This window comes from Marinobacter sp. L-13, from assembly GCF_056857715.1.
In genome coordinates this window covers 10,766-31,113 of the sequence record NZ_JBSXNQ010000041.1, presented here as the reverse complement: position 1 = coordinate 31,113, position 20,348 = coordinate 10,766, and the positions used below count along the sequence as shown (strand labels likewise).

Here is a 20,348-nt window from a genome sequence, read left to right as displayed (position 1 = left end):
GTGTCTGACCCCCGCGTAAATCCGGTTTGGGTCTATCAGTATAGAAGTTAATCCGGCGTCTGCTGTCGGAAGGGCAGGGCGGATTCCGCATCGCTGAAATAAGCACGCACGTGGTCTGCCTCTTCTCGGGTGAAGTTTTCTATGGCTTCGCGGAAGCCGGGGTGCAGAACGCCATGCCAGGAGTGGGTGATTACCGGCTCAAAGCCACGTACCAGTTTGTGTTCGCCCTGGGCGCCGGCATCAATATGGCTGAGGCCGAGGTCCATTGCCAGTTCGATGCCCTGGTAGTAGCAGGTTTCAAAGTGCAGGTGGTTGTATTCGTCAAGGCAACCCCAGTAACGCCCGTAGAGGGTGGTTGTGCCCGCCAGAAACAGGGCACCGGCAATCATTTCGCCCTCGCGCACTGCCATCACCAGATGTACGTGTTCGGGTAGCTGTTCCAGAAGCAGCTCAAAGAATCGCTTGTTGAGGTAAGGTCGTTGGCCCCGTTTCAGATAAGTCGCCTGGTAAAACACATAGAACGCGGAAAGCACGTGCTCCGGAATATCCCGGCCATGAAAGCGTGTAAAGGAAATTCCCTGGTCCGCAACCTGGCGACGTTCCTTGCGGATGGACTTGCGCTTGCGGGAAGTCAGCGCCGCCAGAAAGTCCTCGAAATTACGGTAATCATGGTTATGCCAGTGGAACTGGCATCCGATGCGATGTAAGGCCTGCTCGTGTTGAAGCAGCTCCTGATCCTCTTTGCCGGGAAACAGCAGGTGCCAGGAGTGGGCTCCCAGTTCATCGGTCAGCCTGTCCAACAGGTGATGAACCTGTTCCGGTACCAGCTGTTGTCGAATGTCCGGATCCAGCAGCAGCCTTGGGCCTGCGGATGGCGTGAAGGGAATGGCGATCAGTAATTTTGGATAGTACGCCAGCCCATGCCGCTGGTATGCATCGGCCCAGGCCCAGTCAAACACATATTCCCCCATGGAGTGGCTCTTCAGAAAAGCCGGCGCAAGGCCGACGATTCTGCCAGCCTTTCGGAACACGAGGTGACGTGGCGACCACCCGGTCTCCGGGGATGTGCATCTGGACGCTTCCAGTGCCTGGAAAAACTCGTAACGAAGAAATGGATTGCTATGCCCAGCCAGCCGCTCCCACTCAGGGGCGGGAATATCATTGATGCTGGTGCAGGTTTCCAGTGTGAGAGTCGCTGGTCCGGGTTCTGACATGGTGAGGGAAAACTCCTTTATGTACTCGATACCATACGTCAGAAGACAGCTTTTGATCACCCCGGGGTCAGTGTAAAGGTTCTGCAAAGTGACCTGGCCCGAATCAGTGGTTTGCGGGTAGCGTGTTAGACTTCAGCAGCAACTGTGGTCGGCACGACAGGTGGAGAAGCGACATGCAGAACAGGGTGTTACTGGTCGAGGACGATGATGAATTGCGGGAATTGCTTGCCCGTTACCTGACCAATCAGGGATTTACCATTCGGGAAGCTGCCAATGGCCGGGACGGCCTCGCGCTGGCGCTGGGTCAGGACTGCGATATTGTCGTGCTGGACATCATGCTGCCGGATATCAGTGGCCTCGAGGTGTTGCGGGAACTCAGGGCAGAGACCCATCTGCCCGTGGTACTGCTGACCGCCCGGGGCGACGAGACGGATCGGATCGTCGGTTTCGAGGTTGGTGCCGATGACTATATTCCCAAACCCTGTAATCCGCGCGAGCTGGTGGCCCGGCTGCAGGCGCTTTTGCGGCGGATTGCCTGGGACCAGAAAACCGAAGTCAATGCGGCCCGGACCTATGGCGACCTACGTGTCGAGCCGGGCCATCGCCGAATTTACCAGAATGATGTGGCGATGGAGTTGACCGCCACCGAGTACGAGGTTCTGCAGGTTCTTCTGGCACACGCAGGCAGCGTGGTCCGCAAAACCGATCTCATGCAATGGGCGCTGGGCCGGCGCCTTGAAGCTTACGACCGCACCCTTGATATGCACATCAGTAACCTTCGCAAAAAACTGGGCAACGACGACCCGCCCCGTATCGAAACCGTTAGGGGGCTGGGGTACAGCTATCGGGTGCCAGAATGAAACAGCGGCCCATGTTCCCTCTGTTCTGGCGGATCTTCCTGTCGATCTGGCTGGCCATGGCGGTCACCGTGGCGGCCAGCAACCTGGCGACCAGAATGCTTCTGGACCGGGAACGGGAAGCGATCGAGCGCCAGGCCGGTCTCAGGGATCTGGCCGAAGAGGCCATCGCAATCCGTGAGGCCGGCGATCGAGGCGGTGCCTGGCGCTTTCTTCGGGACGAGGGCGAGCGCCTTGAACTGTTTCTGGTGCTGCTCGAACAGGATGAGAATGATGGCAAGCTGCCCTCTTTCATTCGCGACCGCATGAAATCCGGCTGGTATCCGCAAAAACCGGCGGTACTGGATGTTGGTGGCGGTTACCGTTTGGTGGCCTGGCCCCGGGTGCAGGGCGCCGGCTGGCTCAACCCGAGGTTCTTCCGGGCTATAGAGTTGGGGCTGGCTTTGCTGATGATTTCCCTGGCGTGCTGGTGGATTGCCCGCCTGGTATCGAGGCCGCTGCGGCATATGGAGAGCACGGCCCGGGCGATTGCGGGCGGGGATAATTCGCTCAGGGTCAGCGAAAAGATCGCACAACGCAGGGATGAGGTGGGGCAGCTGGCGACCGCCTTTAATGCCATGACCGAACAGCTCTGCAGTCTTCTGGAACGCCAGAAGCACCTGCTTCGGGATATTTCCCACGATCTCCGAACGCCGCTCACCCGCCAGCGTATCGCCATTGAGCTGGCAAACGAGGCCGGTGCGGACGAAGAGCTGATGGCAAGCATTTTGCGCCAGAATGAACGGCTTGAAACCATGACCGGGCAGATACTGACGTTATACCGGGTTACCGAAGCTGGGGGCGATATCGAGCGAGAGCCCCTCCGGCTGGTGCATGTAGTCAATCAGGTCCTCAAGGATGCCGCGGATTACGCCGAACACCAGGGTGTGGACTGTAAACTCGTTGTTTCACCGGAAAGTTCACGGGCGTCGGTGCTGGGTGATGAAGGGCTTTTGCAGAGAGCCATCGATAATATCCTTCAGAATGCCCTCGATCACACACCGCCTGGCAGGGCTGTTCATTTGGCCGTGACAGTGGCCGATGACTGGTTGACTCTGACGGTTGATGACGAAGGGCCGGGGGTTCCGGATGAGCTGATCGGCCAGCTTTTCGAGCCGTTCTTCCGGGCCGATAAGTCCCGCGGAGGCAAGGGCTGGGGACTGGGGCTGGCCATTGCCAGAGACATCGTTGCCGCCCACGATGGTTTAATAGCAGCGGAGGCCGGTGAGCGTGGTGGCTTAAGGGTGACGGTTCGTCTGCCGGTGTTTTTCGGAGGGGGCTGACTTTCGGATGAAAAAAGATTACCCCGTTCCCGCAGGATACCTTGAGCGTGAAACGGAAGTGAAGAAAAGCCGGTTCATTGCACGGGTGGCCCCAGTGGGTTCCCGGGAGAAGGTAAAGGACTGGCTGGAACAGGCGCATCAGGATCATCCGGACGCCCGCCATATCTGCTGGGCCTACCAGATCGGTCGCCCTGGTTCTGCCGCCGAGGCAGCCATGAACGACGATGGCGAACCCTCCGGAACGGCAGGCAAGCCGATTCTGAATGTGATTCAGCACAAGGACATGGGCGATGTCCTGGTGATGGTGATCCGGTACTTTGGCGGGATCAAGCTGGGCGCCGGCGGACTGGTGCGGGCCTATGCCGGGGCAGCAGAGAGCGTTCTGTCAGCGGTTGACCGCGTGGTGCAGAAACCCATGACGGACGTGCTGGTTTCCCTCTCCTTTGCCGATGAGCAGCCCCTGCGTCATTGGTGCGATGTTAACGGCGCATCGGTGGAGTCTGTCGATTATGGGGTATCCGTTCGTGCCCGGATACTGGTTCCGGAAGACCTCCAGGCCGAGTTCGGGGCTTTCTGTGATGCCCAGAAGCTGGATTACAGTTTTGAAAGGTGATGGATCCCGGGGGCATCGTCACGCGTTGGCTATGCGTATACTGTCTGCATAGGAATATTCTTAATTGAGGGCCGAAATCATGATGCGTTTTCTGATGTTAGCGGTTGTTGCATTGGCCATGACCGGTTGCGCCAGCAATGTAGTGACCGACTACAACTCGTCTGTGGTTTTTGGAAATTATTCATCCTGGGCGTTTGCCAGTGGTAACGGCTCGTCATCGTTTACCTCACTTGACGGCACTCGGGTGCGCAGTGCCGTTGAGCGAGAGCTGAATCGCAAAGCGCTGAAACAGGTCCCTGAAGCAGAGGCCGACTTGCTGGTGAGCTGGCAGATCGTGCCCGAGGAGCGTCTTGAGCAGACGGGGCTGGGACTCGGATTTGGTTTTGGTAGCGGGAATTTCGGCTGGGCCCTGTCTGCGCCGCCACCGGTACGTGAAATTGAAGAGGGAAAGCTGGTTGTAGAGCTGGCAGACAGCAAGTCGAAAGAAGTTGTCTGGCGCGCCGCCAGTCGGCGCTATCTCAATGAAAACCAGTCACCCGAGACCCGAAGAGAACTGATCGACGAGGTCGTGGCCGAAATGTTTACCAAGTATCCTCCTGGTCTAGATTGAAGGCGTTACAAGACAGGAATAGCACGGAGACAGAATGAAGAAGCGATCTGAGGGCGGTCTGGTTTTTTCGACCGAGCAGGGGCGTATGTGCCCGGATTGCCGTAACCCCCTGAATGAATGTACCTGCGGTACATCATCACGGCCTGCCGGGGATGGCATTGTCAGAGTGAGCCGGGAGACCAAGGGTCGCAAGGGTAAGGGTGTCACCCTGATTACCGGCATTCCACTGGACGACAAAGAACTGAAAGCCTATGCCAAGGTGTTGAAAGCCAAATGCGGCACCGGTGGCACGGTAAAAGATGGTGTGGTCGAAATCCAGGGCGACCAGCGGGATCTTCTGGTTCCGCTGCTTGAGCAGAAGGGGTGGACGGTTAAGCGCGCCGGTGGCTGATGGTATAACACGCAAATCCCCCACGCTCACGTTACAATAGAGCCCGCGTTAACAAATCCCGAGTTTCATACCAACCGGAATCTGCCCAGAAATCCCTGCAATTATGCTGTTGGATGGCGGATTCTGTTCGACCGGAGGCAAGCATGCATATACTGGTTTTGGGCGCAGGCGTTGTGGGCACTACCACGGCCTGGTATCTGCAGAAGCAGGGGCACCAGGTAACTGTGGTTGATCGCCAGAACCAGGCCGGCCTGGAAACCAGTTATGCCAACGGAGGTCAGATCTCCGTTTCCCATGCGGAGCCTTGGGCCAACCCGTCCGCCCCTCTGAAAGTCATGAAATGGCTGTTCCAGCCCGACGCGCCCCTGCTGTTCCGGCCAACGCTGGATCCTGCTCAGTGGCGCTGGGCGCTTTCTTTCCTGGGCCAATGCACCTCGGCCAGGGCCGCTCACAATATCCGCCAGATAGTGAACCTTGGCACCTATAGCCGAAGCCAGTTGCAGGCTCTGCGCAAGGAAGCCGGCATAGAGTACGACCACCTCGAGAAGGGTATCCTGCATTTCTACACCAATCCCGCCGAGTTTGACGGTGCCATGGAGCCTACCCGGATCATGCAGGATCTGGGTTGTGATCGGCAGGTTATTGATGCTGACCGGTCGGTTGAACTGGAACCAGCGCTCAAACCGATCCGCAACCGGATCGCCGGTGCCACCTATACCTCCGAGGATGAATCCGGCGATGCCCGGATGTTTACTCAGAATCTTGCAAAACGCTGCGCGGAGGCCGGCGTAGAGTTCCGGTACGGCACTGAAATCCTGGGCTTCGAACGCGCCGGCGAGCGGGTACTCGGTATCCAGACGCTCCGGGACGGCCATCATGAGACGCTGCGCGCGGATGCCTACGTGCTGAGCATGGGCAGCTTCAGTGCGGCGCTCGCCAGTCAGCTCGGTATTTTCCTCAACATCTATCCGGCCAAAGGCTATTCGATTACGGTACCGGTGAAGAACGAGGAGGCGGCGTTCAACGTCAGCCTCACTGACGACGAGTACAAGCTGGTTTATTCCCGCTTGGGTGATCGCATGCGCGTGGCGGGCACGGCCGAACTGAACGGCTACAGCCGGAAACTGAACTATACCCGCTGCCGCGCTATCGTGCGCCGCACAGCGGAAGTCATGCCCGAAGCAGGTTACTGGGATCAGGCGGAGTTCTGGACCGGTTTACGGCCTGCGACGCCCTCCAACGTGCCGTACATCGGAAAAAGCCACTTCGCCAACCTCTACCTGAATACCGGACACGGCACCCTTGGATGGACCCATTCCTGTGGTTCCGCCGCGGCCCTTGCGGACATTATTGACGGCCGCAAGCCTGAGGTGGATTTTACGTTTTCCGGCCTATAAAAAAGGGGCCAGATGAGGTGTGTCATCTGGCCCCTTCCCAAACGCCTCACTGATTACTGCAACTGATCCCGAATCAGTTTCTTGTTGATCTTGCCAACACTGGTCTTCGGAATATCTTCCACGAAATCAATATGCTCGGGGATTGCCCATTTATTGATCTCGCCGCTTTCCACGAATTGCTTCAGGTGGTTCTGGATATCCCCGGCACTGGCTTGCTCTCCCGGCTTAAGGGTGACCAGTGCGTGAGGGCGTTCGCCCCATTTTTCATCGGGCACGCCAACCACGGCAGCGCCTGCCACGGCGGGGTGCTGGCTGATCAGGTTTTCCAGGTCCAGTGACGACAGCCACTCACCACCGGTTTTGATCACGTCCTTGATGCGATCCTTGATGGTGATGGTGTTGTCCGGCTCCATGGAAGCTACGTCGCCGGTGTGTAGCCAGCCACCTTCCCAGAGCTGTTCGCCTTTCTCGGGCTCCTTGAAGTAACCCTGGGTCAGCCAGGGCGCGCGAGCCACGATTTCGCCCTTGGCCTCGCCATCGTGGGGTACCGGATTGCCCTCGGGGTCCACGATCTCCAGCTCAACCATGGGCGTTGCAATGCCGGTTTTTACCCGTATTGCAGTTTGCTGCTCAAGAGGCAGCTCCAGATCTTCGGGCTTCAGGTGCGACGCGCAGAGCAGCGGGCAGGTCTCAGACATGCCGTAGGCGGTGTACATCTTGATACCGAGCTTGGCCCCGGCGTCGCACAGGCCTTTGGTCAGTGCGCTGCCGCCGATCAGCACATGCCAGTTGCTCAGATCGGCTGTCTTGATGGACTCCGTCGCCATCATCATCTGCATGATGGTGGGCACGCAGTGGGAGAAGGTCACTTTATGCTCTTTAATGAGGTCGACGAGCAGCTCCGGCTCATAGCGGCCCGGGTACACCTGCTTGATGCCCATCATGGTAGCGGCATAGGGCACGCCCCAGGCGTGCACGTGGAACATCGGCGTTACCGGCATATACACCGACGAGGAGCGCATCAGAGGCATCTCATCGAACGACGCTACCGTGCCAGTCATGGCCAGCGTGTGCAGGACCAGCTGGCGGTGGCTGAAGTAAACGCCCTTGGGATTGCCGGTGGTACCGGTGGTGTAGAAGGTGGTTGCCACGCTGTTTTCGTCGAAATCGGGGAAGTCGAACTTGTCATTGGCCCTGGCGAGAAGGTCCTCATACTCGCCGGCGGTTTCAACAGGTGCCTGTTTCGCGGTATCGCTGTCGGTGAGCTGAATCCAGGTCTTGACCGTTTTGATCTCGCCCTTGACGGCTTCAATGATCGGGAGGAAGTCGTCGTGCACCAGAACCACATCGTCTTCGGCGTGGTTCATGGTGTAAACAATCTGGTCCGGAGACAACCGGATATTGACCGTGTGCAGAATGGCACCAATCATCGGAATGGCAAAGAAACACTCCAGATAGCGTGGCGTATCCCAGTCCATCACCGCAACGGTATCGCCCGGTTTTACACCGGCATCGGTCAACGCGTTTGCCAGGCGATGGATGCGCTCAACCAGATCGGTGTAGGTGTACTTGCTGCGGTTGGAGTAGACAATTTCCTGGTCCGGATTGTACCTGGGGCCCGAGAGCAGGAGTTGCTTGATCAGCAGCGGGTACTCATAGGCATTTTCAGCCGGGGGGAGAATGCGTGTCTGTGCCATTACGTGTTTCCTCTTTCCCAGTTGTTGGTGCTATCGCGAGAACAGGAATAAATCTGACACAGATTGACTGAAACAGGAACCGGTAATAGTGAAAAAATGCAGAGCGAACGGTGGCTTAGATACAAATTCCGTTTCGCTCTGCGGACATGCCTTTTAGGGCTTCAGTCTTACTCGTAGGTGCAGAGGTAAGCGGTGTCGATGTCGGTCTTTGCCTTGAAGCTGGCCTGGCCCGCTACATCAAAACTCTCGCCGGCACCGTAGGTTATCCACTCTTCCATGCCGGGGAGCAGGACCGTGAGGGCGCCGCTGATCACAGTCATGGTTTCTTTCTTGCTGGTACCGAACTCATACTCGCCCGGGCTGATCACTCCGACCGTGGCCGGCAGAGTGGATGTCTGGAAGGCGATGGATTTGGCTTTGCCGTCGAAATATTCGTTTACTTTCAGCATGGGCTGAGCTCCGTAAAAAGTGTGGGTCGCTACTATACGGGAATTGGGTGCACTTTCGATGACAAATTTTCAATCGGGATTGCTGGATTTGTGTTCCGGTGACGCTGGCTGCTCATCCGCCTCCGGGCCACTTTCGAGCCGGTTGAGGCGGACGTCGTAGCGTTCCCGGAGCTCGTCCTTGACGGTGCCCTCCCACAGCTTGACGCCGGTAAAGTACCCGGCACGCCCGATCACATGGGCGGCAATCGGCGCTGTCAGGAAGATGAACACCACAATGGCAACAGCCCTGGCTACCACGGTGCTGTCGCCAAAATGGAACGCCACTCCCGCCATGGTCAGCATGGCACCCAGGGCACTGGCCTTGGTGGTGGCATGCATCCGGGTGGGCAAGTCAGGCAGTCTCAGAACCCCAACGGAGGCAAGGACCATAAACGCAGCACCCATGAGCAACAGGATTGAAACCAGCACTTCAATCATCTTTGACTCCTCCGCGCTCAACAAACCGCGCGAAGCCGATGGCCGCCAGGAAGGCTGTCAGCGCAATCACAATGGCAACGTCCAGGAGACTGGCGACGCCGGTTTCAATAGCGTGCACGCCCACGTAGCCGACCACAATAGAGCTAATCAGCTCAAGCGCCACCACGCGGTCCGGCAATGACGGCCCCCGGGTGAGGCGAATGAACGCAAACAGCAGGGCGAGGGACAGCATGAAATAGACAACGTTGATCGAAACAGCAAGCATGGCGACTCCCTAGCGCATAACCTTCAGTACGCGGCGTTCCAGTTCCCTGAGATCACTCCTCAGCTCCTCTTCATCATGCAGAAACATGGCATGTATGAACAGAACCTTCCGATCGTCCGAGACATCGAGGCTCAGTGTGCCGGGTGTGAGCGAGATGACGCTGCTTATAAACAGGATCTCCATGTCGGTTTCGGCTCTCAGCGGGAATGCAATCACGCCCGGCCTCATATGCCAGACGGGTGTGGCGACGTCGTAGGCCACCTTGAGGTTGGACTTCACCAGCTCTTTGAGGAAATAGACCAGAAAGGCGGTCAGCCGGGGGATCCGGCGGGAGTAGCCCTTCAGAACAGGCACCTGGTTCTGTAGTACCATTAACGCCGCGTATCCGAACAGCAGACCGGCCAGGAGGTTCATCGCTGTCACGCTGCCGGTGAGGGTGACCCACGCCAGGGCCAGCAGCAGATTCCAGAACAGACCAATCACTGTGACTGCCCCCCAAGCACCGCCTCAATATACAGCTGGGGATTCATCAGCTGGTCTGCTGCCGTTTCCGCCAGAATGTAGATCGGCTGGCCGTACAGGCCAATGATCAATGTGCATACCGCCAGGCCCACCACAGGCACGTACAGGGCCCAGCTGCCCTTGTCCTTCACCTCGCCATTGAGCCTGCTGTCATCGGTGACATGCTCCGGCAGCTTTTTCCAGAATACTTCCGCCCAGATCTTGATCATCGAATACAGTGTCAGCAAGCCCACCAGGAGCGCAACGCCCGCAACCAGGTACTCGCTGGCCTCAAGACTCGCCCGGACGACGATGAATTTGGCGAAAAAGCCGGATAGCGGCGGAATGCCAGCCAGCGACAGGGCGGGAATCAGGAACAGGAGCGCCAGGTAGGGGCGCTGGCGGTAGACGCCGCCAAGGTCTTTCAGCTCATAGCTGCCCAGCAGGCGGTAGGTAATACCGCTGACCAGGAAGAGATTCGTCTTAACAATGATGTGGTGCATGATGTAAAACACCCCGCCAATAAGGGCCAGAGGCGTGAACAGCGCAAGCCCCAGGATCATGTAGCCGATCTGGCTGATGATATGGAACGACAGTATTCGCCGGAACTCGAACTGCGCGGCGGCGCCCAGAACCCCGGTAATCATGGTCAGCGTGGCGGCCCATAGCAGGATTGTGTGGGTGTAGCCGACCTCCTGGGTGAAAATTAGCGTGAACACTCGGTAAAGTGCGTATACGCCCACCTTGGTCAATAACCCGGCGAACAACGCGGAAACGGCCACCTGTGGCGTGTGATAGGAGGCCGGCAGCCAGAAAAACAGTGGGAACGCCGCCGCCTTGATTCCGAAAGAGATCATGAACATCATCGAGACCACGGTCACCATGCCGGGGTCCTCGACGCTGTTCACCTTCTGGGCGATGTCGGCCATGTTCAGGGTGCCGACCATACCATAGAGCAGGCCTACGGCTGACAGGAACATGGCCGAGGAGAACAGGTTCAGGGTGACATACTTGATGGCACCCTCCATCTGCGCACGCTCCCCACCCAGGGTCAGTAGCGCGAACGACGCCAGTAGCATTACCTCGAACCAGACGAACAGATTGAAAATGTCGCCGGTCAGGAAGGCCCCTCCGACGCCCGCCAGCAGCAGGTGCATCAGGGGGAAGTAGCCAAACCTCTGGTGCCCGTTGGGAATGGAGGCCAGGGAGTAGATGGCAATGGCCAGCCCGATGAGGCCCGTGAGCACGATCATGATGGCACTGAGCACATCCGCCACAAAAACAATGCTGAACGGTGCGGGCCAGCTGCCCATTTCCACCACCAGGAAGCCGTGTTCCATCGTGAGCATGAGCAGCCAGATACTCACCGCCAACAGTAGGCCGGTGGCGATCACGGCGATCAGCCGCTGCAGCCGGATGGAGCGCCAGCACGCCAGCGACAGCGCTCCGGCACAAAGCGGAATCAGTATTGGAAGGACGGGTGCCAGGTTCAAGTATCGGTATCCTTCATCTGGTCCAGGTCATCGGTGCCAACCACCTCGTAGGCGCGCCGGATCAGTACTACCGCAAAGGCCAGAACACTGAACGCGATGACGATTGCGGTGAGGATGAGGGCCTGGGGCAGCGGGTCCGCCACCGCCCCGGAGATTTGCTGGGCACCTTCGGGAATCAGAGGTGGCGCTCCCCGGGTCAGGCCAGCCACCACGAAAATCAGCAGGTTAGCCGCGTTGCTGAGAATGATCAGGCCAATCACCAGTTTTACGATGGACCGCCGGAGCATCATGTAGATGCTTGCAGTGAACAGCAATCCGATCACGTAAGCCATCAGGGTTGCCATATCATAGCCTCCTCGAGATAAACGGATGCGCATGAGCAAATGCCTGGCTCATTCTCTGACCTCCATCAGACTGATTACAAAGGTCATCAGCGTACCCAGCACCGTGAGGTAGACGCCGATGTCAAAAATCAGAACCGTCGACAGCTTCAGATAGGTTTCCCCGGGCAGCGGAAACTGCCACCAATGGGCCGTGAGCAACGGCTGGCCGGATAGCAGAGCGGGAATGGTGGACGCCAGGGCAAACAGCAGTCCGGCGGCCAGGATGTCTCGGGGACTGACCCGCAGGAGCCGTAGGGTTGACCGGGCGCCGAAGGAAAAGGCGTAGAGCACGAAGGCGCTCGCCGCCACCAGCCCACCAATGAAGCCGCCGCCGGGTTCGTCGTGGCCCCGTAACAACAGGAAAACCGAAAACATCAATTGCAGCGGCACGATGGCCAGCGCTGCCGTGTTGAGGATCAGGGAGCTGGATCTCATGGTCGTTTCTGGTCCTCCGCTCTCAGTTTGATCATGGAGTAGACGCCAATGGCGGCAAGGCCGAGAACAAAGATTTCGCCCAGGGTGTCCAGCTGTCGGAAGTCCACCAGGATTACGTTGACGATGTTCTTGCCGTAGGCCAGTTCCGAGCTGTTTTCGATGTAGTAGCTGGAAATACTGTCGAAGAAACGGATGTCCATGGCGGCCAGGATGAGCTGAGTCATCACAATGCCGGCAAACACGGCTACCGCCAGGTCCCGGTAACGCTCCCACGGCGATGACAGGTTGACGAAAGAGGGCAGTTTGAACAGCACCAACACCAGCAGAATGACCGTAAGGGTCTCGACCAACAGCTGGGTTATGCCCAGGTCCGGCGCGCTGAAGTGAATGAAAGTGAGAGCGACGCCAAAGCCGGTCACCCCAACAGAGGCAACCGAGCCAAGCCGGGACTTGGTGGCGCAGGCAAAGAGGGTCGATGCCACCAGCAACAGGGCGATGCCAAATTCGTAGAAATAGCCGTCGCTGAAATCAAAGTCCAGCTCGAATCCATGCCGGGTCAGCAAGGTATAACCGGTCAGGCCGAAGGTGACGAGCACAAGAATCAGCAGGTAGATCCCCAGCACGCCATTCTGAAGCAGACGGGTTTGCCAGTCGGCCACCTGGGTGATGCCAAGCATGAAGCGGAAATAGCCGGCCTCCGGGCCGACGCGGCTGCCGGCCGTGTTGATCGCGTAGAGGTTCGGCTGCAGTCGCCCCCATTTGTAGAACAGCAGCGACCCGATCAGCAGACTGGCGCCGGAGAGCATTAGCGGGACATTCACCCCGTGCCAAAGTGCCAGAGCGGTCTGGACTGAACTGCCGTAGACGTTGGAAACCGCCGCATCCAATACAACGCTGGCAGGCACAAAAGGCACCACGCCGAAAATCAGCGCCAACAGGGACAGCACGGCGGGACCAACGAGCATGGCAAATGGGGCTTCGTGGGGTTGTTTCGGCGTTCTGCGAACTTCCCCGAAAAACGGTTTGATCGCAACCAGACCGGCCACGGCTACCACCAGAATGGCGGAAGCCACCGCCATGACCAGCAGTCCAGTGGACCAAAGGGGGGCCTTGAGCAGCGAATCAAGCATCAGTTCTTTGGCGACGAAACCGAACAGGGGCGGTAGGCCGGCCAGTGAAAGTGCGGCCAGGCAGGTGATTGCCGCGGTCAGGGGCATGCTTTGCCTCAGCCCCCCCATCTTTGTGATGTCCTTGGTGCCGGTCTCGTGGTCCAAAGCACCGGCGAGCATAAACAAGGACCCCTTATACAGGGAGTGGGCAAGCAGGAAACAGATGAAAGCGGTGATGGCCAGCTCAGTGCCCACGCCGATCAGCATGGTAAGGGTACCCAGGGCCATGACCGTGGAGTAGGCCAGCACCTTCTTGATGTCGGTGCTGCTGAACGCCAGATAGGCGCCGGTAAGCATTGTTGCAGCACCGAATAGCATTAATGAACTGCTCCACAACGCGTCCCCGCCCATGGACGGGTTGAGGCGGGCCATCAGGTAGATGCCTGCTTTGACCATTGTTGCCGAATGCAGGTAAGCGGAGACGGGCGTAGGGGCTGCCATGGCATTGGGCAGCCAGAAATGAAACGGCACCTGGGCTGATTTGGTGAAAGCCCCGATGAGAATGCAAACCGTCGCCGCGGTGTAAAAGCCGTGTTCATGAATCCGCAGATCGGACGCAAGGATCTCGGTGAACGAGTAGCTTCCGGTAATAAAGCCGAGCAATATCAGGCCGGCCATCAGGACGAGTCCGCCCCCGGCGGTTATGAAAAGCCCCTGGAGTGCACACTTTCGGGCTTCCTCGTCCTCGTGGTTGAAGCCAATCAGCATGTAGGAGGTGATGCTGGTTAACTCCCAGAACACGAAGAACGCGATGAGGTTGTCGGATAACACCAGCCCCAGCATCGACGCCATGAACGACAGCATGATGACGTAGAACCGGCCCAGATCCCTGTGGCCTTTCAGATAGGAACCGGCATAAATCAGGATGAACGTGCCGATGCCACTGATAAGCAGGGCAAAAACCAGAGAAAGACCGTCGACCATGAAATCGAGGCTTATACCGAGGCCCGGCATCCACTGGTTTTTTAGCAGAAGCGTTTGGCCATCGCTGATCGATGGGATGAGGCTGGCAAAGTATACGGTAAGCGAGGCGGGCAGAAGCGCCAGAAGCCATCCAATGCGCTGACCAGCCATACGGCGGAGCGCCGGCACGGCAAAGGCCAGTAAAAACCCCGATAGTACAGCCAATAACATCATTAAAGGGTACTCCGTTAGGACCCGGTTCTTAGCGTTTTGCAGTTGTCAGGTTACGGCCCTGCACCAGGATCATACGCTGTTCAGCGACAATCGACGCAATAACCCATGGAATATATGCCTCATTGATCCCAGGTCTGGCCGCGGGTGTTCTCTGTGGTTTTAACCTCCAGGTGCATGGCGGCCTTGGCCAGGAAATTGGCGCTGACCGGCGCTGTCATGAACAGAAAGGCGGTGATCAGGATCTCTTCCACGCCAATGCCCCTGCCCAGGGTGCTGAAATAAATCACGGAGCTGACAACAATGGCGCCCACGCCGACTGTAGTTGCTTTGGTCGGGCCATGCAAGCGGGTATAAAAGTCCGGTAGGCGGGCCAGGCCAATGGCCCCGATCAGGGTGAAGGCGCCACCAACCAGCAGCAAAGCGGAAATGGCGTATTCGGCGAAGGTGCTCATCAGGTTTCCTCCGGGTTACTCAATGACGCTGCCGCGCTTGAGGTATTTTGCCATTGCGACGGTTCCGACGAAGCCCATTACTGCAATGAGCAGGGCGGACTCGAGGTACATGCGTGTTTGTAGCGTTATACCGAGCAGAACGATGAGCGCGATGGCATTGACGTAGAGAGTGTCGAGCGCCAAAACCCTATCGGGCGCATCGGGCCCCTTGATCACGCGATAGACGTTCAGTAAGGCTGCCAGCGTGACCATGGCGATGGTGATGTAGAGCGCAATAAGAATCATCGGAACATCTCCAGCAGTGGCTTCTCATAACGGGCTCGAATCGTGTCGATGATTTCCTGCTCATCCTCGGCGTCCAGTGAATGGATGAGAATCAGCTTGTTGTCGTCACTGACATCGGCACCGACCGTTCCAGGCGTCAGCGAAATAGTGCTGACCAGTATGCTGATCGCCAGAGGGTGATCCAGCTCCAGAGGGTAACAGATGAACATCGGGCGCGGCTTTCTGGGGCTGAGAATGAGCTTTGCCACTTCAACGCTGGCGACAATAATATCCCAGAGAACTCGCAAGGCGTATGCTGGCGCCCGCCAACCCCTGAGTACAGCGGGGCGGTCAGGCCAGAATCCCCGGGTCATCTGTGGTATGCCCCAGGCAAGGATAAGGCCGAGAACGACACTGCCGCCGCTAAGGCCGTCACTCAGAAACTGCCAGGTAACGAAAAGGGTCAGGCTTAGCCAGGGCTGAGGAAAACTGAGGCGATCAAGCATTAGCTGTCCTTCCCGACCATGGGGGTCTGCAAGATTTCGATATAGGCGTCGCTGTTGTGCAGCTGCGCCGCCGTTGCATCGGTGTAGGCCATAATGGGGCCCGCGAGCACAACCATGACGATTGCCAGGGCAGTGAGAGCTCCGGCTGCCACAGAAACCCGGCCGTTGAGAGGCTCCGGTTTGTTCAGGTGGCCATCCACCGTGCGCCAGAACACGATACTACCGGCGCGGCTGTAGGCAATGACAGTAAGAAAGCTGCCGGTTAGCAGTACTGACCACAACCAGGCCATCTCGGTTCCGGATTCAGCAGATTGCAAAATCAGCACCTTGCCAAAGAAGCCACTCAGCGGCGGCAGACCGGCCGCAGCCACGGCACCAACCAGGAACAGGACACTGAGAAAGGTGCGGCTCTGCATTTTGGGCGCCGTAATAATGCGGTCTTTGGCCGAACCGCGCTGGTTCGCGACCAGCTCGGAAACAAGGAACAGGCCGCCCACCGTCCAGGTCGTGCTTAGCAGGTAGAAAAGGGCGGCAGACAGGCCGGCTTCCGAGCCAAGTGCAATCGGAGCCAGCAGAGTGCCTACCGAAATGATGACCTGCCAGGCGACCAGTGTCTTCAAAGTACCGGAGCCCAGTGCGCCGATAACGCCCATGGCCAGAGTAGCCAGGGCAATCGGGAACAGCCAGTCCATGCCGAGATTGGCCAGTTCGCCCGCATCGTCACCGAAAATCAGCAGATAGACACGCAAAATGGCGTAAATGCCAACCTTGGTCATCACCGCGAACAGTGCGGCAACAGGCGCCGTCGCTTTTGAATAGGCCCGTGGCAGCCAGAAGCAGAGGGGCAGAATGGCCGCTTTGAGGCCGAAGACCACCAGTAACATCATACCTCCGGCCTTGACGATGCTCAGGCCCTCTCCGGAGACTTGCGAAACCTTGACCGCCAGATCCGCCATGTTCAGTGTGCCGGTGACGCTGTAAATCATACCGACGCTGATCAGGAACACAGCAGAACCGATCAGGTTCAGCACGACATAGTGCAGACCAGGAACCGTTCTGGCTGTCCCGCCACCATGCATCAGCAGGCCGTACGAGGCGATGAGCAGAACCTCGAAGGCGACAAACAGGTTGAACAGATCGCCTGTGAGGAAGGCAATATTCAGTCCCATCAGCTGGAACAGGAACAGGCCATGGAACTGACGGTTCCCTTCGTCGGCACCGCCGATCGAAAAGAGGTGACAGAACAGGGCCAGAATGGCCGTCATGATCAGCATCAGTGCGGCCAGTCGATCCAGAACCAGCACGATCCCGAACGGAGGCTGCCAGTTGCCGAATGCGTAGATCCGGTAACTGCCATCGTTTGCCATTAACAGAAGCACGATGGCGGATACCAGCATCAGAACAGTGGTGGCCAGCGCCAGCGTGCGCCGCAGGCTGATAGGCGCGTAGCCCATAAACGCCTGAAGAATGCCGCCAAGCAGGGGAATAAGAACAGGAGCGGTAAGCCAGTGGTTCATTTACCGGTCACCTCCGATTCCTCCTCCGGTGCGGGCGATTTGTAGGGTTGCTTGCCGTCCACGTGGTCATCCTCGTTGTCTGCCAGGTTGCGCAGGGACAGCACGACAACGAACGCCGTCATTGCGAAGCCAATCACAATCGCTGTAAGCACCAGCGCTTGTGGCAGGGGGTCAGCATAACTGGCAGCGGTGCCGATGATCGGCTGCTGGCCAGTCGCCAGGCGACCACTGGAGAACAGAAACAGGTTGACGCCGTAAGACAGCAGCGTCAGGCCAACGACCACCGGGAAGGTGCGGGCACGCAGGATCAGATACACCCCGGAAGATGTCAGTGCGCCGATAACCAATGCGAAAACAAGCTCCATTACGCACCCTCCTGTTTGCTTCTTATCGCGGAGTGAGGCGACATCCGGCCGACAGTCACCAGTGATAGCAGGGTGGCGCCGATGACCGCCAGGTAGACGCCCAGATCAAAGATCAGCGCCGAGGCAACCTCGAATTTGCCCACCACTGGCCAGGTTATGTAATCGAAGGTGGATGTGAGGAACGGGTAGCCGAAGGCGAAACTGCCAAGCCCGGCAACCGTTGCGAACAGCAGGCCCAGCCCGATGACGTTGTGGTAGCGCAGACGGATTCGATCCTCTGTCCACTCCATGCCGCTGGCAATGTATTGGAGAATCAGCGCAATCGAGGTAATAAGACCGGCGATAAAACCGCCGCCCGGCAGGTTATGGCCGCGCAGGAAAATGAATGCGGACACCATCAGGGCAAGCGGTAACATTGGCCGGGCAATCAGGCTCAACATCAGCGGGTGCGCATCCCGGGCCCATGCGTGGCCGGCGCCATCGCTGGGCGGTGGCGTCAATACGGTGTCTTTGAGCATGGCGTAGATGCCCAGGGCGGCAATGGCCAGGACCGTGATCTCGCCCAGGGTATCGAAGCCCCGGAAGTCCACGAGAATGACGTTGACCACGTTAGTGCCGCCTCCGCCCGGCTTGCTGTTCTCCAGGAAGAACTCGGAGATTGAGCTGAATGGCTGGGTCAGCATGGCAAGCGTCACCAGTGTCATGCCAATACCCGCGCCCGCTGCAATGGCCACATCGCGGAGACGACGTTTGAGAGGTGTTTCGACTGGCGTCCAGGGATGCATGTAGTAGATGGCCAGCATCAACAGAACAATCGTCACCACCTCCACAGAGAGCTGGGTCATGGCCAGGTCCGGTGCCGAAAAGCGGGCGAAGGCCAAAGCTACGACCAGTCCTACAACGCTCAACAGTACCAGTGCATAGAAACGCTGTCGGTGCAGTCCTGCCGTTGCAAAAGCGCAGAGTATCAGCACAGCGGCCGCAATCGCCGTTGGCGCATCCACCGGGCTCAGGCCGTTCTCACCGACAAAGACCCCCAGATCAAGCAATGGCATTGCTGCAACAGCGATCACACTGACAAACAGCAGCAGAGCGTAGCGCTGTAGCGAGCCGTTCTCCAGCCGTGAAGTCACGCTGTTGGCAAAGTCTACAATCCGCAGAACAACGCTCTCGAATACGGCCTTTTCATCGATTTCCCGGAACCGTGCGTGAAAATCGAAAAAGCGCTGGCGTTGGCTGTACATGAGCAAACCGCCGGCAAAAGCGAAAAAACTCATCATCAGCGGGAGGTTGAAACCGTGGAACGCCGCGAGTTGGTAATCCGGCACATTGCCGCCAAATGTGGCGGATGCCGCCATGTAAAGCAGCGGGCCGACCGAGATGGCCGGAAAGATGCCGATCATGACGAGCGCAAACACGAGAATCTCCGCCGGGATCTTCATGTAACGGGGAGGCTCGTGTGGAGGGTAGATCGGAAGATCAACCGGCTTGCCGTTGAAGAAAACGTCGTGGATAAAACGTGCGGAGTAAGCCACCGTGAAGACGCCCGCCAGGGTCGCCACGATTGGTGGCAGCCAGGCCCAGAGCCCCGGCAGGTTCAGCGCCAGTGATTCGGCGAAGAACATTTCCTTGCTCAGAAAGCCGTTCAGCAGCGGCACCCCGGCGTTCGATGCGGCAGCAACCATGGCCAGGGTGGCCGTGTGCGGCATGAAACGCCAGAGCCCGTTAATGCGGCGCATATCCCGGGTGCCGGTTTCATGGTCGATGATACCGGCGGCCATAAACAGGGAGGCTTTGAACGTGGCGTGGTTGATCACGTGGAAAATCGCCGCAACGGCCGCAAGCTGGGTGCCCATGCCGAACAGCAGGGTAATAAGGCCCAGTTGACTCACCGTTGAATAGGCCAGCAGGCCTTTCAGATCGTGCTTGAACATGGCGGTGTAGGCGCCCAGCAGCATGGTGGCCATGCCGGTAAAGCTGACCATGTAGAACCACTGTTCAGTACCTGCCAGGGCCGGATACAGCCGGGCCATGAGAAAGATGCCGGCTTTGACCATGGTAGCCGAGTGCAGGTAGGCAGATACCGGTGTCGGTGCCTGCATGGCGTGAGGCAGCCAGAAATGGAACGGGAACTGGGCCGATTTGGTGAACGCGCCCAGCAGAACCAGGGTCAGGGCGACCGGATACATGGCATGAGCCTTTATCTGGTCTCCGGCTGCCAGCACGTCATCAAGCTCGAAGCTGCCAACAATGTTGCCGATGATCAGGATGCCGGCGAGCAGTGCAAGGCCGCCGCCGCCGGTTACCGCGAGTGCCATCCGGGCGCCACGGCGGGCGTCCTGTTTATGGGTCCAGAAACTGATCAGCAGGAACGAGGTCAGGCTGGTCAGTTCCCAGAAAATCATCATCAGGAGGAGGTTGCTTGAGAGCACGATGCCGAGCATCGATCCCTTGAAGCACAGCAGCAGGGCGTAGAACTTGCCGACGTTTTCATGGGCTTTCAGGTAATAGCGGGCGTAAAGAATGATCAGCAGCCCGATGATCAGGATCAGCAGAGCGAACAGCAGGGACAGCCCGTCCAGACGAAAACTGAAGGAGAGGCCGAGCGCGGGGAGCCATTCGTAGCTGTGCAGCACAACGCCGCCGTCAGCAAGGGTTTCCCAATGGGGGAAAAGGGCAGCGAGTGCGATCAACGCGGGTACAGAAGATGCAACGGCAATCGCCGTTCTGCCGCCCTGGGCGAACAGCGGTGCGGCTAAAGCACCCAGAAAAGGCAGTAAAACAACCAGCGGTAGCGACATCGCAACCTCGTTATTGGTTTTCTTTTACGTGAG

Annotated in this window: 22 protein-coding genes; 6 read left to right on the top strand and 16 right to left on the bottom strand. The window is 58.2% G+C overall.

From position 1 onward, the window contains the following. Window positions 1–47: 47 nt before the first annotated feature. Window positions 48–1,214 carry a GNAT family N-acetyltransferase gene (locus tag AC13DD_RS04280; RefSeq protein WP_482930883.1) on the bottom strand — a complete coding sequence of 389 codons (1,167 nt, stop codon included), beginning with the start codon at window positions 1,212–1,214 and terminating at the stop codon, window positions 48–50. A gap of 173 nt (window positions 1,215–1,387) precedes the next feature. Here AC13DD_RS04280 and AC13DD_RS04275 point away from each other — a divergent pair, with 173 nt between their 5' ends. The 6 genes from AC13DD_RS04275 to AC13DD_RS04250 all read left to right on the top strand — a co-directional run bounded on the left by AC13DD_RS04275 (window position 1,388) and on the right by AC13DD_RS04250 (window position 6,404). After that, window positions 1,388–2,074: a response regulator transcription factor gene (locus tag AC13DD_RS04275; protein ID WP_008173941.1), complete on the top strand. Its 687-nt coding sequence runs from the start codon at window positions 1,388–1,390 to the stop codon at window positions 2,072–2,074. After that, complete coding sequence (locus AC13DD_RS04270) at window positions 2,071–3,393, top strand: sensor histidine kinase (RefSeq protein WP_482930882.1); 1,323 nt, start codon at window positions 2,071–2,073, stop codon at window positions 3,391–3,393. The genes AC13DD_RS04275 and AC13DD_RS04270 overlap by 4 nt, the downstream gene beginning before the upstream one ends. A gap of 7 nt (window positions 3,394–3,400) precedes the next feature. After that, window positions 3,401–4,006, top strand: coding sequence for an IMPACT family protein (locus AC13DD_RS04265; protein ID WP_482930881.1), 606 nt, complete (start codon window positions 3,401–3,403; stop codon window positions 4,004–4,006). A gap of 82 nt (window positions 4,007–4,088) precedes the next feature. Continuing rightward, the gene (locus AC13DD_RS04260; RefSeq protein ID WP_482930892.1) at window positions 4,089–4,616 is read left to right on the top strand and encodes a DUF4136 domain-containing protein; all 528 of its coding nucleotides are present in this window, start codon (window positions 4,089–4,091) and stop codon (window positions 4,614–4,616) included. Window positions 4,617–4,650: 34 nt separating this feature from the next. Continuing rightward, window positions 4,651–5,007 (top strand): translation initiation factor Sui1, encoded by a 357-nt coding sequence (locus AC13DD_RS04255; protein WP_430415136.1) that lies wholly within the window; start codon window positions 4,651–4,653, stop codon window positions 5,005–5,007. 143 nt (window positions 5,008–5,150) lie between these two features. After that, window positions 5,151–6,404, top strand: a complete 1,254-nt coding sequence (locus AC13DD_RS04250; RefSeq protein WP_482930880.1) for a D-amino acid dehydrogenase — start codon at window positions 5,151–5,153, stop codon at window positions 6,402–6,404. Between the two features lie 53 nt (window positions 6,405–6,457). On the opposite strand, the gene AC13DD_RS04245 is transcribed toward AC13DD_RS04250, so the two are convergent. The 15 genes from AC13DD_RS04245 to AC13DD_RS04175 all read right to left on the bottom strand — a co-directional run bounded on the left by AC13DD_RS04245 (window position 6,458) and on the right by AC13DD_RS04175 (window position 20,315). Then, window positions 6,458–8,101 carry a fatty acid--CoA ligase gene (locus AC13DD_RS04245; RefSeq protein WP_482930879.1) on the bottom strand — a complete coding sequence of 548 codons (1,644 nt, stop codon included), beginning with the start codon at window positions 8,099–8,101 and terminating at the stop codon, window positions 6,458–6,460. Between the two features lie 167 nt (window positions 8,102–8,268). Next, window positions 8,269–8,550 carry a pyrimidine/purine nucleoside phosphorylase gene (gene ppnP / locus AC13DD_RS04240; RefSeq protein ID WP_273084314.1) on the bottom strand — a complete coding sequence of 94 codons (282 nt, stop codon included), beginning with the start codon at window positions 8,548–8,550 and terminating at the stop codon, window positions 8,269–8,271. A 69-nt stretch (window positions 8,551–8,619) separates the two neighbouring features. Next, on the bottom strand, window positions 8,620–9,027 hold the full coding sequence (gene mnhG / locus AC13DD_RS04235) for a monovalent cation/H(+) antiporter subunit G (protein ID WP_273084311.1): 408 nt from the start codon (window positions 9,025–9,027) through the stop codon (window positions 8,620–8,622). Further along, the gene (locus AC13DD_RS04230; RefSeq protein WP_273084308.1) at window positions 9,020–9,292 is read right to left on the bottom strand and encodes an MrpF/PhaF family protein; all 273 of its coding nucleotides are present in this window, start codon (window positions 9,290–9,292) and stop codon (window positions 9,020–9,022) included. Before AC13DD_RS04230 ends, mnhG begins: the two co-directional genes overlap by 8 nt. A 9-nt stretch (window positions 9,293–9,301) precedes the next feature. Then, window positions 9,302–9,775: a Na+/H+ antiporter subunit E gene (locus tag AC13DD_RS04225; RefSeq protein ID WP_273084305.1), complete on the bottom strand. Its 474-nt coding sequence runs from the start codon at window positions 9,773–9,775 to the stop codon at window positions 9,302–9,304. Beyond that, window positions 9,772–11,286 (bottom strand): Na+/H+ antiporter subunit D, encoded by a 1,515-nt coding sequence (locus tag AC13DD_RS04220; protein ID WP_273084302.1) that lies wholly within the window; start codon window positions 11,284–11,286, stop codon window positions 9,772–9,774. Before AC13DD_RS04220 ends, AC13DD_RS04225 begins: the two co-directional genes overlap by 4 nt. Beyond that, window positions 11,283–11,630: a Na+/H+ antiporter subunit C gene (locus AC13DD_RS04215; RefSeq protein ID WP_273084299.1), complete on the bottom strand. Its 348-nt coding sequence runs from the start codon at window positions 11,628–11,630 to the stop codon at window positions 11,283–11,285. Before AC13DD_RS04215 ends, AC13DD_RS04220 begins: the two co-directional genes overlap by 4 nt. Before the next feature lie 48 nt (window positions 11,631–11,678). After that, window positions 11,679–12,104 carry a Na+/H+ antiporter subunit B gene (locus AC13DD_RS04210; RefSeq protein ID WP_273084297.1) on the bottom strand — a complete coding sequence of 142 codons (426 nt, stop codon included), beginning with the start codon at window positions 12,102–12,104 and terminating at the stop codon, window positions 11,679–11,681. After that, window positions 12,101–14,410: a putative monovalent cation/H+ antiporter subunit A gene (locus AC13DD_RS04205; protein ID WP_273084295.1), complete on the bottom strand. Its 2,310-nt coding sequence runs from the start codon at window positions 14,408–14,410 to the stop codon at window positions 12,101–12,103. The genes AC13DD_RS04210 and AC13DD_RS04205 overlap by 4 nt, the downstream gene beginning before the upstream one ends. Window positions 14,411–14,529: 119 nt before the next feature. Continuing rightward, on the bottom strand, window positions 14,530–14,862 hold the full coding sequence (locus AC13DD_RS04200) for a Na+/H+ antiporter subunit G (RefSeq protein WP_273084292.1): 333 nt from the start codon (window positions 14,860–14,862) through the stop codon (window positions 14,530–14,532). Window positions 14,863–14,877: 15 nt separating this feature from the next. After that, window positions 14,878–15,147: a K+/H+ antiporter subunit F gene (locus AC13DD_RS04195; RefSeq protein WP_008173972.1), complete on the bottom strand. Its 270-nt coding sequence runs from the start codon at window positions 15,145–15,147 to the stop codon at window positions 14,878–14,880. Next, the gene (locus AC13DD_RS04190; RefSeq protein WP_273084290.1) at window positions 15,144–15,632 is read right to left on the bottom strand and encodes a Na+/H+ antiporter subunit E; all 489 of its coding nucleotides are present in this window, start codon (window positions 15,630–15,632) and stop codon (window positions 15,144–15,146) included. Before AC13DD_RS04190 ends, AC13DD_RS04195 begins: the two co-directional genes overlap by 4 nt. Further along, complete coding sequence (locus AC13DD_RS04185; RefSeq protein ID WP_273084289.1) at window positions 15,632–17,149, bottom strand: monovalent cation/H+ antiporter subunit D; 1,518 nt, start codon at window positions 17,147–17,149, stop codon at window positions 15,632–15,634. The genes AC13DD_RS04190 and AC13DD_RS04185 overlap by 1 nt, the downstream gene beginning before the upstream one ends. Next, entirely contained in the window at window positions 17,146–17,514 is a 369-nt protein-coding gene (locus AC13DD_RS04180; protein WP_273084286.1) for a Na+/H+ antiporter subunit C, read from the bottom strand. Before AC13DD_RS04180 ends, AC13DD_RS04185 begins: the two co-directional genes overlap by 4 nt. After that, window positions 17,514–20,315: a monovalent cation/H+ antiporter subunit A gene (locus tag AC13DD_RS04175; protein WP_482930878.1), complete on the bottom strand. Its 2,802-nt coding sequence runs from the start codon at window positions 20,313–20,315 to the stop codon at window positions 17,514–17,516. Before AC13DD_RS04175 ends, AC13DD_RS04180 begins: the two co-directional genes overlap by 1 nt. Between the last annotated feature and the right edge of the window lie 33 nt (window positions 20,316–20,348).